Raw genomic sequence first — 15,534 nt, 5'->3', positions numbered from 1 at the left:
CGTGACGACGCACACCGAGCGCACGGCGCGGTCCGTGAAATCCGCCGAACGCACCCTCCGTATCCTCGAGACCCTGGCCGCCGCCGAGGGTCCGGTACCCGTCGCGGCCCTGCACCGCGAGGCGGGTATCCCCCGCTCCAGCCTGCACCAGCTCGTGCACACGATGGCGGCGTCCGGCTGGGTCGAGTTCGCCGGGGACGGCAGCGTGGCCATCGGATCGCGGGCACTCGTGGTGGGGACGTCCTACCTGGACCGCGATCCCGCGCTCCCGATGGCGGTGGAGACCCTCGAGTCGCTCCGCGAATCAACCGGGTACACCACCCACTACGCCCGACGCGAGCAGGCCCACGTGCTCTACCTCGCCACGCGCGAGACGAGCGACTCGCACCGCGCCACCTCGCGGGTCGGACGCCGCCTGCCCGCCCACGCGACCGCCCTCGGCAAGGCACTGCTCTCCGAACTCAGCCCCGACGAACTCGGGGAAGCCCTGGGGGACGCGCCGCTCGAGGCGCTGACCGACGCGACCATCACGGACCGCCAGCTGCTCGGCGAGCGGCTCGAGGAGACGCGCCGCGCGCGGTTCGCCGTCGAACGCGAAGAGAACACCCCGGGCGTCTGCTGCGTCGCCGCCACCAACGGCTACCGCATTCCCGCCACCGACGCCATCAGTTGCTCCATCCCGGTCTCGCGGGCCACGGACGCCGAACTCGAACGTGTCTCGGGTCTGGTCGTCGCCGCAGCGGACGCGCTGGGATCCAGGCTCCGGGCGGCGGGGGTCCGATGACGACGACGTTCTGCGCGTATCCGTGGGACCTGCTGGACGACCCGCGCGCGACCGGCCGCGTCACCGAGGCCGGCGCCGACGGCGTCGTGATCGCCGCCGCCTATCACTCCGTCCGGGCGGCCACGCCGATGCATCCGCATCGGGCACTCGTCGACGCCACGGACGCCGCCTACTACCTGTCGCTCGACGAGCGGATCTGGGACGGCGCCGCACTCCGGCCCACTACCGCCACCCCGTGGGCGGGCCAGGACGCGTTCCCGCGCGCAGCCGCCGTCGCACGCGCGGCAGGGCTCCGGGTCGAGGCGTGGGTCGTCCTGACCCACTCCGCCTACGTCGGCAGTCGCCACCCGCGGCTCACCGTGCGGAACGCCTACGGCGAGCGGTACCCCTATGCCTTGTGCCCCTCGGCCCCCGAGGTCAGGGACTACGCGCGCCGGGTCGTCGAGGGAGTCGTCCGAGCGGCCGACCCGGACGGGCTCATGATCGAGGCGTGCGGCCCCCTCGGCGTGGGGCACGTCGGCCGCCACGAGAAGACCCAGGGGGCGGACTGGTCGCCCGTCGCGGAGAACCTGCTGTCGATCTGCTTCTGCGACGCCTGCCGGAAACGGCTCCACGGCTCCGGCACCGACGTCGGACGCCTGCGGGACGAGGTACGGGCGGGCCTCGCTGCCGAGTCCGCGGGCCGGCACGGCACGATGGAGGACCACCTCACCGACGCACCGCAGGTGCTCGGGACGCGGGCACAGGTCCGACAGGCGCTGGCCTCGGCCGTCCGGGAGGCCGCCGCGGCGGTCCCGCGGGTCGTCGCGCACGCCCAGCCCGACCCCTGGGCCACGGGACCGTTCGCCGCCCTGTTCGAGGACGCGCACCTGTTCGACGGGATCGTGGTCCCGGGGGACCTCGTCACGGCGGGCGGGGCCACGGCGGCCGACCTGCGCGCCGCCGTGCCCGCCGCCGAGGTCGGCGGCTACTTCGTGGCCCTGCCGCCGACGACGCCGGCCGCCGTGGCCGACACCTGGCCGCGTGCGATCGCCGGACTCGACGCCGCGTACCTCTACCACCTGGGGCTGCTGTCGGCGGAGCGCCTCACCGCGGTCGGGACGGCCGTGGAGCGCGCAGGGGCCCTCCGGACACGCGCGCGGACGCCGCCCCTGGGTGGCTGAGGTGGCTGAGGTGGCTGAGGTGGCTGCCGAACGCCTCGCCGGGACAGGCGCTCAGGCACGCCCGAACTGCTTGCGCAGCTCGTCCTTGGCGCGTTCGAGGATCTTCTTCTGGTCGGCGCTCAGGTCCTTGCCGGCGCGGTTGACGTAGAAGGTCAGCATCGACATCGCCGAGCGGTACGGGGAACTCTTGCGCCGGTCGCTCGCTTCCGCGGAGCGTTTGAGGGACGCGGCGATGCGCGCCGGGTCCTTCCACGTGAAGACGCCCTCCTCCAGGTCCAGGGCGTCACTGCCCTCGGTCACCCGCTGGGACCAGCGTTCGCGGCCGTCGTCCGACCGTTTGTGATCGGCCATACCTCTACCGTACGACGCCGCGCCGGCGAGCGGGCGGCTGTCGCCCCGCGACCCGCCTCGGTCGGCGGGAGGGGTGCTTTCCGTCGCGTCGACCATCGCGCTCCGCGGACGGAGGACACATGAAACAGGTGCCCTCGGCCTGACCCGTAGCACGCTTCCGGCGTCAGAGGTAGTCCTCGAGGCGTGCGATGATCAGTCCCTCCTCGTCGGCGAGCTCGCGGATGCGGTCGAGATTGTCCGGAAGGTCTTCGGTGAAGTGGGTCAGGATGATGTCGCCCGGCCGCAGCTCGTCGCCGGCGGCGAAGGAGAGCCGGCCGTGCTCCGCGGTGACGCTCCAGTGGACGATCGCGTCCAGGCCGCACGCTCGCGCTGCCGCGGCCGTGTCCTCGTTCGACGCGCCGTAGGGGGCCCGCAGCAGCGAGCCCACGTGACCGGTGTCGCCGTAGTGGTCGCGGAGAACGTCGACCATGCCGCAGATCTCGTGCGTCTGCCGGGCGGCGTCGAGCCTCGTGAGCTCCTGGTGGGTCAGCGTGTGGGAGTGAACGTGGTTGCCCATCGCGATGTACTCGGCGAAGTACGAGGCGTCGTCGGCGACGGGGCCCTCGTTGAGGAACAACGAGACAGGGATGTCGTGCTCGCGGACGACGTCGAGGGCCTCGCCGCCGGCGTGGAGTCCGTCGTCGATGGTGACGAAGACGACCGGCTCGCCGGTGTCCACCCGGTGGACGACGGGAACATGGTGCGACGACGCCCCGTCGGCCTCCGGGACGGGACCGTCCCCGACGTCGTCCGAGGGTACGGTGCCGGGCAGGCAGGTGACCGTCGCCGTGACGAGCGTGGCGACGGTGAGCAGGGCGGCGAGAGCGCCGCCGGCGAGCAGCCGATTCCTGTGGTGAGCCGATAGGGCATGTGCCTTGCGCATGCCGTCAGCGTCCCGAGGCCGTTCATCGGCGCCGTCGTCGCCGTGTCACGGTCTCGTCGCAATCCGTGTCCCACCCTGCGGCGCCCGGGGCGAGGTGCGTGTCCCTCGCCCCGGGCGTCGTGGCATCGGCTAGCGATGCGTCGCGGTTCCGCGAGCCGATGCCGGTTCCGGCGATCGGTCGAGGACGGCGTGGGTAGCGGTCTCGGGCCGGAGGTCGAGGCGGCGCAGGAGTTGCGCGTTGAGGGCGACGACGACGGTGGACAGCGACATCAGGATCGCGCCGACGGACATCGGGAGCACGAATCCGATGGGCGCGAGGACGCCGGCTGCCAGTGGCACGGAGATGAGGTTGTAGCCGGCGGCCCACCAGAGGTTCTGCTTCATCTTCCCGTAGGCGGCCCGGGACAGTTCGATCACGGACAGCACCGAACGCGGGTCGTCGCCGGCGAGGATGACGCCGGCCGACGCGATGGCGACATCGGTGCCGGCACCGATCGCCAGTCCGACGTCGGCCTGGGCCAGCGCGGGGGCGTCGTTGACGCCGTCGCCGACCATCGCGACCTTGCGGCCCTCGCCCTGGAGCTCCTGGACCTTCGCCGCCTTGTCCTCCGGGCGGACACCGGCGAAGTACCGGTCGATGCCGAGGTCGCGTGCGACGGTGCCGGCGACAGCCTCGGCGTCGCCGGTGATCATCACGACCTGTACGCCCTGGTCGTGCAACGCGTCGACGGCCTGCCGGGACTCCGCGCGGATCTCGTCGGTGAGCTGGAGCGCGCCGACCACGCGGTCGTCCTGGAGGACATGGAGGACGATCCCGCCGCCGGCGCGCCACCGGGCGGTGACAGGAAGTTCCTCGGCTCCTTCCTCGGCGAGCAGGTGAGGGCCGCCGACGCGGACCGTCGTACCCTCGACGGTCGCGGTGACGCCGACCGCGGGCGAGGAGCTGAAGTCGCTGCTCGCGGGTACGGTCAGGTGCTTCTGCGCGGCCGCGCGGACGATCGCTCTCGCGAGCGGGTGCTCGCTGTCCGCCTCGGCGGCCGCGGCCAGCGTCAGCAGCCGATCCGGTTCGATCCCGCCGGCGGCCGACACGTCCGAGACGGTCGGCATGCCCTTGGTGAGGGTGCCGGTCTTGTCGAACAGGACGGTGTCGACCGTACGCATGCTCTCCAGCGCGAGCCGGTCCTTGACGAGCACGCCGCCGCGGGCGGCACGCTCGGTCGCGATGGAGACCACGAGCGGAATGGCAAGACCCAGCGCGTGCGGGCAGGCGATCACGAGAACCGTGATGGTGCGGACGACCGCCTGGTCGGGAGACCCGACGAGGGACCAGGTGATCGCGGTGACCGCGGCGGCGCCGAGGGCGAACCAGAACAGCCACCCGGCGGCGGTGTCGGCCAGACGCTGTGCCCGGGAGGAGGAGTTCTGCGCCTCCGTGACCAGACGCCGGATCCCGGCGAGAGTGGTGTCGTCCCCGGTCGCGGTGATCTCGATGCGCAGCCCGGAGTCGGTCGCGACGGTGCCCGCGGTGACCATGTCGCCCGGACCGCGGGCGACCGTGCGGGACTCGCCCGTGACCATGGACTCGTCCATCGAGGCGCGGCCGTCGACGACCCGCCCGTCGGCGGGAACGCTGCCGCCAGGGCGGACGACGACCACGTCGCCGACCACGAGGTCGGCCGGTGAGACGGTGACGGTCCGCCCGTCCTCGACGCGCTCGGCCTCGTCGGGCAGGAGGGCCGCCAGCGAGTCCAGGGCCGAGGTCGTCTGCGCGAGCGATCGCATCTCGATCCAGTGCCCGAGCAGCATGATCACGATCAGCAGCGCCAGTTCCCACCAGAAATCGAGCTCGTGGTCCAGCACGCCCAGGTTCGCGCCCCACGACGCGATGAACGCGACCGTGATCGCGAGGCCGATGAGCAGCATCATCCCCGGCCTGCGAGTGCGGATCTCAGCGACCGCGCCGACGAGGAACGGCCTGCCTCCCCACACGTACATCACGGTCCCGAGGACCGGAGGTATCCAGGTCAGGCCGGGGACATCGGGCAGCGTGTAACCGAGGATCATGGCGAACATCCCCGACAGAGCCACGGTGGGGATCGCGATGAGCAGCATGACCCAGAACAGGTTCCGGAACTGGCCGACGTGGTCTCCGTGGTCGCCGTGACCCGCGTGGTCGCCATGGCTCATGTGTGCGTCAGGCCCGGCATGCCCGGCAGCACCGTGCCCGTCGTGCCCCGCAGCACCGTGCCCGTCGAGCCCGGCGACGCCGTGCTCGCGAGGCGTGGGCCCGCCTTCACCCGCCGTCACGTGATGGTCGTGATCGTGCCCGCCCGTGGTGCTCATCGGACCGCTGCCGCCCGGTATCCGGCATCCGCCACGACCTCGCGGTGTCCGCGGCTCACGCCCGGCACCCGGTACTCGCTCGTGCTCATGATCTCTCCTCTCCTCGAAGATCGATACCCCCACAGGGTATAGGAACCAACATGTACCCGGCGCAGGTATTCCCGTCAACCATCGGCGAATCCGTCACCGATCTCAGGCCTGACCCCGGAGCCCGTGCCGGTCCGCCCAGTCGGAGACGGCAGTGGCGATCTCCTTGGGCCGGTCCTCCTGTGCATGGTGCCCGGCCTCGCCGACGTGGACGACTTCGAGGGCGGCGATGTTCTCGCGGCACCAGTCCGCCATCGCCGGGGTGATGAGCAACGTCGGCGAGCCCTCGAAGGTGAGCAGAAGCTTGGGGGTGGTCGCGCTGCTCGCGAGCCACGCGTCGTACGCCTCGATACGGGCGACGAGCTCCGCGGGTTCGCCGCCGACCGGCATCTGGCGCGCCCAGGCCAGGATCGGCCGGCGGCTCTCGCGGTTCGGGAAGGGCGCGAGATAGGGCCCGAGGTCGTCCACCGGGTTCAGCACGCCGCCGGTGAACGCCTGGCGGACGAACGAGTCCTGGTCGAGGACCAGTTCCTCACCGGCGGGCGTGCGGAAGGTCTCGACACGCTTGCGTGCCGGTGGCGACAACTCGTCCCACGCCATGGGCTTGACGATGCTCTCGAAGAACGCGAGGCCGCGCACCCGCTCCGGATGCCGGGCGGCCCAGTCGACGGCGAGTGCGCCGCCCCAGTCGTGGCCGACGAGAATCACCTGGTCCAGGCGCAGCGCGTCGAACCAGGCGTCGAGGTACCGGGCGTGATCAGCGAAGGTGTAGGCGATGTCGGGCTTACCGGAACTGCCCATTCCGATGAGGTCGGGGGCGAGCATCCGCCCCGCACCGAGGTGCGGGGCGACGTTCCGCCACGCGTACGAGGAGCTGGGATTTCCGTGCAGGAGCACGAAGGTCGTGCCGCTGCCGGAGTCCTCGTTGTGGATGGTCGAGTCGAGCACGTTGATCTCGGGCATTTCCGCCTCCTGGTCAGTCGAGTGGAGCGTCGAGCAATGTCGTCAGGTCGCGAACGAAGGCCGCCGTGCGGTCGCTGCCGCGGCCGCCCAACGGAGCGAGAAGCCGGTCGAGCAGCACCCGCACCTCGGCGAGGGCCGGGGTGACGACCTCCCGTCCGCGGTCGGTGAGAGCGAGCCGCACCGTGCGGGTGTCCGCCGGGTCCCGGGTGCGCTCGACCAGGCCGTCGCCCTCGAGGGCACGCGCCAGCTTCGACACATACAGCGCCTCGAGACCGGTGTGGTCGGCCAGTTCTCGCTGGCTCGGCCACTTCCCGGCTCCCGCCATGCCGTACAGCGAGGACAGCAGCACGTACTGCGCATGCGTCAGGCCGAGTGGCGCCAGGGCGCGGTCGACGGCGACCCGCCACTTCATCGACAGCCGCCAGACCAACGCGCCCGGTGTGGGTTTCCCGTTCATACGAGATACTGTACATGGCTACTAAGTACATGGCTACTATCTGATCGTCGCGAGCACGCAAGCGAGCGCCCGTGAAGTGCGCGTTCTCGGCGGGCACGCCCGGCTGAGCGACCGACGTCGTCCGGGCCGCATGCAACCTCCCGGCGGGTCTGCTGCGTCTGGTTGGCATGGCGCCGCACAGGCGGCGCGCTCGAACCGGACGGGAGACCCGATGCGCAGGAGAGCAAGTGCAGCGGCGGTCGCGATGGCGATCGCACTGGGCGGGGGGACGTGGGCGACCGCGGTCGTTCCGCAGGACACACCGGTACCACATCTCGGACAAGGCCGGCCGGGGACCGCGGCGCAGGATCGTCCCGCGTCCGTGACGCTGCTGACGGGCGACGTCGTCACCGTGCGGACCGCGACCGACGGCTCGGTCACGGCGACGGTGCGGCCCGGCCCCGGCCGCGAACACATGGCCTTCTTCCAGCAGCGTGAGGGGGACCATCTCTACGTCATCCCGCGCGACGTCGCACCGCTCGTGCCCGGCCGCCTGGACCGCGCGCTGTTCGACGTGACCGGCCTGGTCGAGGCCGGGTACGACGACGCCTCGCGCGACTCGCTGCCCGTGATCGTCCAGACCGCGGCGGCCGCCGCGGCGACGGCCGAAGGCACCGCGGCCGTCGCCGGCGCCGACACGGCCGGCTCTCCGGACGACAGCGCCCGCGTCGCGGCGCCGGCCAAGCACGACTGGGCGTCGTCGGGCATCACGCCCGACATGGAACTGGAGTCGGTCGGAGCCGTGGCCGACGTCCTGCCGAAGGGCCGGGCGACGAAGCTGCTCGACGCCCTCGCGCCGGCCGGGGAGCCGGCCGGCACGGACGTCTCCACGAAGCGTGCCGCCCCCGACGGCGTCGGGTACGTCTGGCTGGACCAGCCGGTCCGGGCGTCGGACGCGGACTCGACGCCGCAGATCGGCGCCCCCGAGGCGTGGGAGGCGGGGTTCACGGGCGAGGGCGTCACGGTCGCCGTGCTCGACTCGGGCATCGACGCGACGCACCCCGACCTCGACGACGTGGTGGCCGGCGAGCGGGACTTCACCGGCAAGGGCGACGTGACCGACGGCCACGGCCACGGCACGCACGTCGCCTCGATCCTGACGGGGTCGGGCGAGGCGTCGGACGGCGCGAACCGGGGCGTCGCCCCGGACGCCGACCTGCTGGTCGGCAAGGTCCTGGACGACGACGGCTACGGCGAGACATCGGACGTCATCGACGGCATGGAATGGGCGGCCGCGGAGGGCGCCGACGTCGTGAACCTGTCGCTGGGCAGCCTGTTCTTCGACGTCCCGTCCCCGGACGCGGTCGCGGTGGACGAGCTGACCGAGCAGTACGGCACGCTGTTCGTGGTGGCCGCGGGCAACTTCGGCGAACTCGGCCAGGGCAGCGTGGGCTCGCCCGGCATCGCCGCGTCGGCCCTCACGGTGGGCGCCGTCGACGACGCCGACACCGTGACCCCCTACTCCAGCCGCGGCGGCGCCGACGCCGGGCTGCTCAAGCCCGACGTCGTCGCGCCGGGCGACGGGATCGTCGCCGCACGGGCGGAGGGCACGACGATGGGCGTGATCGTCGACGACCTGCACGTCGCGGAGAGCGGCACCTCCATGGCGGCCCCGCACGTCGCGGGCGCGGCCGCGGTGCTCAAGCAGGCCCGGCCGGACCTCGACGCGACCGCCCTCAAGTCCGCCCTGATGGGGTCCGCCGAACCCACGGGCGCGGACGTCTGGTCCGAGGGCGCGGGACGGATCACGGTCCCCGGCGCCATCGCGCAGCAGGTCGCCGCCACGCCGTCGGTCTCGTTCGGCACCTTCACCTGGCCGCACGACGGCGAATCGGCCTCCGGCACCGTGACGTACACGAACGCGGGGGCCGACGACGTCGCGCTCACCCTTGCGACCGACGTCAGGGACGCAGCAGGCGCCTCGGTGGACGACGCGGTCACGCTGTCGGCCGACTCCGTCGTCGTCCCGGCCGGCGGGACCGTGTCGGTCGACGTGACCGTGGCCGACGGGCCGGGCGCGATCGGCGCGATCGGCGGGACGCTCGTCGCGACCGGAGCCGACGGCGAGACGGTGCGCACGCCGGTCGGCTGGGCGAAGGAGCGCGAGTACGTGGACCTGACGGTGCGCGCCGTCGACCGGAACGGCCGATCCGTACCCGCGGACACGTGGGGCGCGGCGATCAAGCTGGACCCCGAGCACGGCGGGGTGTTCGGCACGGGCCTCACGTTCGAGGACGGCGTCGCCACGGCGCGCGTGATCCCCGGCGTGTACAGCCCGATGGTGTACCTCGAGACGTTCGGTGAGGACGGCGAGGTCACGGACGCGCTGTTCCTCGGGAGCGGCGAGGTCGACGCCACGTCCGACGTCGAGGTGCTCCTGGACGGGACGACGGCCGAGGAGATCACCACCTTGACGCACCGTCCCGCCGAACCGGCGACGCTGGGCATCGACGTGGACGTCGAGGACTCGGCGGAGGCGGCCTCCGCGGGCGTCAACGTGACCTACGGTCCGGGGACCGACGTCGCGCTGACGCCGGTTCCGGCGGCGAGCCACGGCGACTACGACGCCCTCGTCCAGGCGACGCTGCTGGCGCCGACCACGGGCGACGAGGCCGCGGCCTACCGCTACGACCTCGCCCACCACAGCGAGGGCGTCGAGGTTCCCGCGCTGCGGGGTGACGACCGCACGACCGTCGCGGTCGAGACCACCTACGGCGCCTCGGTCGGCGACACGCACCTCGCCCAGCGCCTGTACTGGCACCCCGGCAGCATCGTCGTCGCCGCCGCGGCGGACCCCGTCCCCGTCGGCACTCGCCGTACCGAGTACGTGACCGCCGGGCCCGGGGAATGGCTCCTGCGGTCCGAGATCCAGGAGGACGGCGTGGGCGTGGTGCTCGCGGAGAGCACCCGGCGCAGCTGGGACACGCCGGGCCGGGACCGGCAGGGACTCGCCGCGGGTGTGCTGGCGCCCGGCAACTCGCCGATCACGCCGGTCATGCAGTGGGGCAGTGATCTCTGGCTCACCCCGTCCGGCCGGGTCGACGACAACGGCGGCGTGCTGTGGGGTTCGGACATCGTGGAACGCCTGCGCGTCTGGCAGGACGGCGAACTGATCGAGGACGTCCCGGAGCCCTACGCGTTCCCGACCGTCCCCGAGGGCGGGGCGGACTACCGGATGCTGCTCGAGAGCACACCGGACGACCCCGCCTACCGGCTCGCCACGAGCGTGACCGGCGAATGGACCTTCCGCGCGCGTTCCGACGTCGCCGACGACGCCCGCCCGCCGCTGCTCGACACCACGTGGGACGTGCGCGGGCTCGACCTGTCGGGCTCCGCACCCGGGACCACGTGGGTGCGGGTCCGGGCGGACCACCAGGACGGCGCGTACGACACGTCGGAGGTCAAGGGCGCCCGCCTGTGGTGGTCGGCCGACGACGGCGACACGTGGCACCGGACGAAGGCTCTGCGGATCGGTGACGGCACCTACGCCGCGCCGGTCAGGGCACCGGCCGGTACCGAGCACGTCTCGCTCAGGGTCGAGGCGTGGGACGCGGCGGGCGCGACCGTGACCAAGACGGTCGTCCGGGCGTACGCCGTCGACTGACCGAGAACCCGCGACGCCGGACGCCCAGGTCACGCGAGTGCCTGGGCGTCCGGCCCGGAGTGTTTCACCTCCACAACACCACCCGGCCATGACGGAGTCACGTCGTCCCTCGACGATGAGCGCATCACCCGAAGGAGTCACTGTGCGCCGAAAAACCGCCGCGATGCTGCTCGCTCTGTCTGCCACCACCGTCCTGGCCGGTCCCGCGGTCGCCTCGCCGCCCGGTGGGACGCCGCTGCCTTCGGCAGGGTCCTCGCCCGCGGCACCCCAGCCGGGCTTCCGGGTGCTGCCCTATCTGCAGGCGCCGTCGTCGGACTCGATGACGCTCGTGTGGATCAGCGAGCTCGACACCTCCGGCAGGGTGACCGTCGTCGGCCCCGGCATCGGACGACGGACCTTCGCCAGCGACCCGCGGTATCTGGGCCTGATGGAGTACTCCGACGCCGAGCTCGGCGAGCGCATCGACGGACTGGACCAGGGATCCTGGCTCCACTCCGACAGCAACTACCAGCACGTGGTGCGGATCGACGGCCTGAAGGCGGGCAAGACCTACCGCTACACCGTCACCCAGGACGGCGTGAAGCACACCGCGACGTTCGCCACGGCCCCGGACGCGGGCCGGTGGAAGCACGTGCGGCTGGTGGCCTTCGCCGACACGGAGACCGAACCCGCCGGCCGATTCGAGAACCGCGAGTGGGAGACGGCATGGGCCGGCCTGGCGGAGGGATCGGCCGACCGGCCCGGCGTCGACTCCCTGTGGGCGGAACGCTACGGAACCGCCGTGCGCTACGGCGAGGAGCTGGTGCGCTATCCGCTGACCCAGGCCGACGCGCTCGACGCGAACATCGCCACCATCGCCGAGCAGGACCCGGACCTGATGCTGATCGCCGGTGACCTCGTGCAGGGCTCCGGCTATCAGCCCGCCTGGGACGAGTTCTGGCGGCACTTCGCCGGCGAGTCCGGCGATCTCGCCTCGAACGTCCCGCTCGTGACCGCACTGGGCAACTGGGAGACGTACGCCGGCATCAGCGGCGGGTACGGCACCCCGGAGGACCGCACCCCGGTGGTGGTCTCACGCAACCGCTACCTCGACTACATGGTCACTCCGGGCGATCCGGCGAGCCCGCAGGTGCGCGACTCCTACTACCGCCTCGACCACGGCCCGGTCACGATCCTCACGCTCGACTCCACCAACGGGCTGCCCGACGAGAACACCGCCACCGGGATGCTCTCCGGCGAGGTGTTCTCCGGCGACGACACGAACCTCTCCCCGGAGCGGATGTCGACCGACACCCAGGGCTCGTTCACGGCCGAGGAGTACGCCACCGCCTTCGCGGACGTGTACGGCACCGACGCCGGCGAGCCCGACCTGCCGGACATCGGCGAGGGCAGCGCGCAGTGGGAGTGGGCCAGGGCGCAACTCGCCGACGCCCGCGCACAGGGTCAGGTGATCATCGTGCAGTTCCACCACGCGGCCTACTCCAGCGGCGTGCACGGCACCCCGCCCAACCACGAGTTCGCCGACAACCAGTCCGGCGTCGCGATGCGCGCCTGGACCCCGATGTTCGAGGAGTACGGCGTGACCGCGGTGATCAGCGGGCACGACGAGATGTTCGAGCGGTCCCTCGTCGACTCCAACGGCGACGGCGTGGGCGTGCAGGTCTACGACGTGGGCGTCGCCGCGGACGGGCTGCGCGGTGAGCAGCTGCACAGGACGGGAGACGGCACCTACGAGCCGATCCGGTTCAACACCCACTCCGAGTGGTCGGCCGCGGTGGACGAACCCGAGCGGTGGGAGACCGGCGCGAACGGCGACCCGCGGCTGATCGACGGCGGCCTGCACTACGGCCACCTGCAGCTGGACCTGCGGCGCACCCGATGCGGCTCCGAGCTGACCTTGACGCCGGTCTACCTGTTCCCGCTGATGGACGCCGAGTACGACGTCACTGGCACCGAGCGGCGCGTCTACGACGACGTCGTCACGCTGGACCTGACGGCCGACGGCGAGGTGGTGGCCGACAACGCCTGCCGAGGGCACGCCCACCGCAACTGACCGGGGAGCGAACTGATCTGAACCCGCCACCCAGGTGGGGGTCCGGGGCAAAGCCCCGGGCGGGGCGTGGGGGCTGCGCCCCCACAAGAAATGACGAGACGGCGTGGCTCTCCATCGGAGAGCACACGCCGTCCACCGTCTCGTGGAGCTGAGGGGACTCGAACCCCTGACCCCCTGCATGCCATGCAGGTGCGCTACCAGCTGCGCCACAGCCCCAGAGCCCACGTGAGCGGGCCCCGCAAGCATACGCAGCGCCGGGCACACCCGCCAAATCGAATCCGGAATCCCACCGCGTGGGCCTCGTCACTGTGCATCGGGCCAGTCCCGCGGGTTCACCCGCCCGGCCCGCGCCGTTCACCAGGACCTGGTTGGGTGTGCGAGTTTCTGCCGCGCCCGCCTGACCACCGCCGATCCGGAGGAACCATGTTCATGCCCCACCGCAGACCGACGGCCCGCGGCCTCGTGGCGTCAGCGGACCGGTCGTAGGTGCTGCTCAGCGCTCGCGCACGCGTTCCCGCCCGCGCTCCCGCGCCGGACCTGGCGCGCGGACTGATGCTCCTCTCGATCGCGCTCGCCCACTCGTGTCTGCTGCTGTACGCGGTCGACGGCGTTCGTGCGCTCGGCCTCGGCGACCGCGTGACGGTGTTCCTCGAGGACGTGTTCGTGAACCATCGGGCCCGCCCGATGTTCGTCCTCCTGTTCGGCTACGGCCTCGCCCAGCTCGCGCTGCGCTGCCGCGGCCGGGGCGAGAGCTGGGATGCGGTACGCCGTCTCGTGCGGCGGCGGGGCCTGTGGCTGCTCCTGCTCGGTCTGCTGCACGTCATGCTGCTGTTCTACGACGTGCTGACGATGTACGGGATCGCGAGCCTGATCCTCGCCGGAGCGCTCACCTGGTCCGACGCACGCCTGCTCCAGGTGCTCCGACTCGCCCTCGCCGGCGTGGCGATGGCGTTCGCCGTCTACGGCGCGCTCTCGGCGACCGAGGGGTTCACCCTGGTGATCGGCGCGGACAGCCCGATCTTCACGCCGTGGGACCGCGTCCTGGAGTGGCTGCGCATGGCGACCTTCATGACGTGGCAGGTGCTGCCCGGAGTACTGCTGGGCATCTGGGCGGCACGGCGCCGGATCCTGGAGGAGCCGCACCGCCACCGCACGCTCCTGACCCGGACGGCCGCGCTGGGGCTCGGCGTGTCGGTGCTGGGCGGCGTGCCGTTCGCGCTGATGGAGGCCGGTTTCTGGCAGGGGCCGACGGCGGTCGTGGCCGGGGTCGCGGCGGTGGTGCACGGGGTCACGGGGTACGCGGGCGGCGTGGGTGCGGCCGCGCTCATCGGTCTGGCGGCGCTCCGCGTCCCCGTGCCCGCGCATCCCGTGGTCGTGGCGGTCCAGGCGCTGGGGCAGCGGTCGCTGACGTTCTACCTGTTCCAGTCGGTGGCGTTCGTCGGCCTGATGGCGCCGTTCGCGCTCGGGCTCGGCGGCGAGGTCCGGTATGTGGGGGCCGCCGGAATCGCGTTCGGGACGTGGCTGGTCTCGCTGGCGGGCGCGTACTGGCTGCACCGGGCGGGACATCGGGGGCCGGCCGAGGTGCTGCTGCGGCGGCTCAGCGGCTGACCGGCAGGGCGGCTCGAACACGGTTCAGCAGGTCGCGAGAGTGCGGCGCGCCGACACGGCGACGGCCGCCATGGGAAGTCCCACGACGACTCCGAGCACCAGCCAGCTGTTCGGGTCCGGCCCGGCCCCCACGGCGGTCGTCGTCGCGCCGATGCCCACCAGCACCACCGACGAGACCATGGCGAACCCGGCGGTCACGAGCGCGGCCCGGCGGCCGGCGTCGAACCATCGTCCGCCGATCCCGGTGACGACGAGCAGCAGCGCCGCCACCGCGATCATCACCGTCCCCGTCGCCTCGACGGCGCTGTCGAGAGCCGCGTACACGGCGCCGCCCGGCGTCGGGGCACCGGTCGAGATCAACGGTCCGTCCCAGGCGAACGGCTGGACCACCATGAAGGCGAGGAGCAGCATCGCGGTGCGACGCGCCGACGAGACCGCCAGCGTCGCCTGGAAGCCGGGCGCGACGTCGTCGACCGTTCCGAAGTCGACGACGGCACGCTCGGCGGCCCGGCGCTCGTCGCACCCGGCGCGAACGTAGGCCGCGGTCGCGTCCTCGAGGTGGTCGGCGGCCTCCTGCACGAGGTCGCGACGAACGCGCGAGGGGCCGACGAGCGCGTGCTCGAGATCGGCCAGGTAGGCGGTAACGGCGGACACGCCGTCCATGGTTGTGGCTCGCGGGCGCGACCGCATCAGGGTTGCCCCTGGTTCGACGCCGAGATCCTCCGGATCACGCCTCACCGAGCACCCGGCCGACGACCGCCGAGAAAGTGCGCCACTCCTCGCGGTGCCGCGCCAGCGCCTTCGTCCCGGCGTGCGACAGCGAATAGGTGCGACGACGCCGCCCGCCCACGGTGGACCAGGCGCTGTCGAGGTAGCCCGCCCGCTCCAGCCGCCGGAGCGCCGGGTACACGGTTCCGGTGGGAAGCCCGAGCTCGCCGCCGCTGCGCGCGCTCAGCGCCTCGATGATCGCGTACCCGTGCAACGGCTCGTCCTCGACGACGGCCAGGATCAGGGAGTCGAGGTGCCCGCGGAGCGCGTCGGCCTTCATGTAGGCAGGCTACTAGTTGATCCTGGGTGCGAATTTGGCGGGTGTGCCCGGCGCTGCGTATGCTTGCGGGGCCCGCTCACGTGGGCTCTGGGGCTGTGGCGCAGCTGGTAGC

General features: G+C 72.4%; 12 protein-coding genes and 1 tRNA gene. 5 read left to right on the top strand and 8 right to left on the bottom strand.

Annotation, left to right across the window (positions count from 1 at the left end):
• The first annotated feature begins 1 nt into the window (after position 1).
• Together IIE03_RS18230 and IIE03_RS18225 are read left to right on the top strand one after the other, a co-directional pair.
• Complete coding sequence (locus tag IIE03_RS18230; RefSeq protein ID WP_318843061.1) at positions 2 to 784, top strand: IclR family transcriptional regulator; 783 nt, start codon at positions 2 to 4, stop codon at positions 782 to 784.
• Positions 781 to 1,947, top strand: coding sequence for a hypothetical protein (locus IIE03_RS18225; protein ID WP_192864186.1), 1,167 nt, complete (start codon positions 781 to 783; stop codon positions 1,945 to 1,947). Before IIE03_RS18230 ends, IIE03_RS18225 begins: the two co-directional genes overlap by 4 nt.
• Before the next feature lie 51 nt (positions 1,948 to 1,998).
• On the opposite strand, the gene IIE03_RS18220 is transcribed toward IIE03_RS18225, so the two are convergent.
• The 5 genes from IIE03_RS18220 to IIE03_RS18200 all read right to left on the bottom strand — a co-directional run bounded on the left by IIE03_RS18220 (position 1,999) and on the right by IIE03_RS18200 (position 7,070).
• On the bottom strand, positions 1,999 to 2,298 hold the full coding sequence (locus IIE03_RS18220; protein ID WP_192864185.1) for a DUF3175 domain-containing protein: 300 nt from the start codon (positions 2,296 to 2,298) through the stop codon (positions 1,999 to 2,001).
• A gap of 163 nt (positions 2,299 to 2,461) precedes the next feature.
• Positions 2,462 to 3,220, bottom strand: a complete 759-nt coding sequence (locus IIE03_RS18215) for a polysaccharide deacetylase family protein (RefSeq protein WP_192864184.1) — start codon at positions 3,218 to 3,220, stop codon at positions 2,462 to 2,464.
• A gap of 129 nt (positions 3,221 to 3,349) precedes the next feature.
• Positions 3,350 to 5,563, bottom strand: coding sequence for a heavy metal translocating P-type ATPase (locus tag IIE03_RS18210; protein WP_192864183.1), 2,214 nt, complete (start codon positions 5,561 to 5,563; stop codon positions 3,350 to 3,352).
• Between the two features lie 192 nt (positions 5,564 to 5,755).
• Positions 5,756 to 6,613: a haloalkane dehalogenase gene (locus tag IIE03_RS18205; protein WP_192864182.1), complete on the bottom strand. Its 858-nt coding sequence runs from the start codon at positions 6,611 to 6,613 to the stop codon at positions 5,756 to 5,758.
• Between the two features lie 13 nt (positions 6,614 to 6,626).
• Complete coding sequence (locus tag IIE03_RS18200; protein ID WP_192864181.1) at positions 6,627 to 7,070, bottom strand: MarR family winged helix-turn-helix transcriptional regulator; 444 nt, start codon at positions 7,068 to 7,070, stop codon at positions 6,627 to 6,629.
• Between the two features lie 361 nt (positions 7,071 to 7,431).
• Here IIE03_RS18200 and IIE03_RS18195 point away from each other — a divergent pair, with 361 nt between their 5' ends.
• Positions 7,432 to 10,713, top strand: a complete 3,282-nt coding sequence (locus IIE03_RS18195) for a S8 family serine peptidase (protein WP_192864180.1) — start codon at positions 7,432 to 7,434, stop codon at positions 10,711 to 10,713.
• A gap of 142 nt (positions 10,714 to 10,855) precedes the next feature.
• Positions 10,856 to 12,766, top strand: a complete 1,911-nt coding sequence (locus tag IIE03_RS18190) for a metallophosphoesterase family protein (protein WP_318843060.1) — start codon at positions 10,856 to 10,858, stop codon at positions 12,764 to 12,766.
• A gap of 143 nt (positions 12,767 to 12,909) precedes the next feature.
• Here IIE03_RS18190 and IIE03_RS18185 read toward each other — a convergent pair.
• Positions 12,910 to 12,982 (bottom strand) — tRNA-Ala (locus IIE03_RS18185).
• A 270-nt stretch (positions 12,983 to 13,252) separates the two neighbouring features.
• Here IIE03_RS18185 and IIE03_RS18180 point away from each other — a divergent pair.
• The gene (locus tag IIE03_RS18180; protein WP_192864179.1) at positions 13,253 to 14,374 is read left to right on the top strand and encodes a DUF418 domain-containing protein; all 1,122 of its coding nucleotides are present in this window, start codon (positions 13,253 to 13,255) and stop codon (positions 14,372 to 14,374) included.
• A gap of 24 nt (positions 14,375 to 14,398) precedes the next feature.
• On the opposite strand, the gene IIE03_RS18175 is transcribed toward IIE03_RS18180, so the two are convergent.
• Together IIE03_RS18175 and IIE03_RS18170 are read right to left on the bottom strand one after the other, a co-directional pair.
• On the bottom strand, positions 14,399 to 15,028 hold the full coding sequence (locus tag IIE03_RS18175) for a permease prefix domain 1-containing protein (RefSeq protein WP_192864178.1): 630 nt from the start codon (positions 15,026 to 15,028) through the stop codon (positions 14,399 to 14,401).
• A gap of 73 nt (positions 15,029 to 15,101) precedes the next feature.
• Positions 15,102 to 15,422, bottom strand: a complete 321-nt coding sequence (locus IIE03_RS18170) for a PadR family transcriptional regulator (RefSeq protein ID WP_192864177.1) — start codon at positions 15,420 to 15,422, stop codon at positions 15,102 to 15,104.
• Positions 15,423 to 15,534 lie beyond the last annotated feature (112 nt).

This window comes from Myceligenerans pegani, from assembly GCF_014892515.1.
GTDB lineage: Bacteria > Actinomycetota > Actinomycetes > Actinomycetales > Cellulomonadaceae > Myceligenerans > Myceligenerans pegani.
Note: the sequence above shows the minus strand (reverse complement) of the source record. Positions and strands in the feature narration are given on the sequence as shown.

Excerpts from the sequence above, each read along its gene's own strand:
- IIE03_RS18225 (WP_192864186.1), top strand. The coding sequence starts at position 781 with ATGACGACGACGTTCTGCGCGTATCCGTGGGACCTGCTGGACGACCCG.
- IIE03_RS18220 (WP_192864185.1), bottom strand. The coding sequence starts at position 2,298 with ATGGCCGATCACAAACGGTCGGACGACGGCCGCGAACGCTGGTCCCAG.
- IIE03_RS18215 (WP_192864184.1), bottom strand. The coding sequence starts at position 3,220 with ATGCGCAAGGCACATGCCCTATCGGCTCACCACAGGAATCGGCTGCTC.
- IIE03_RS18210 (WP_192864183.1), bottom strand. The coding sequence starts at position 5,563 with ATGAGCACCACGGGCGGGCACGATCACGACCATCACGTGACGGCGGGT.
- IIE03_RS18205 (WP_192864182.1), bottom strand. The coding sequence starts at position 6,613 with ATGCCCGAGATCAACGTGCTCGACTCGACCATCCACAACGAGGACTCC.
- IIE03_RS18200 (WP_192864181.1), bottom strand. The coding sequence starts at position 7,070 with ATGAACGGGAAACCCACACCGGGCGCGTTGGTCTGGCGGCTGTCGATG.
- IIE03_RS18170 (WP_192864177.1), bottom strand. The coding sequence starts at position 15,422 with ATGAAGGCCGACGCGCTCCGCGGGCACCTCGACTCCCTGATCCTGGCC.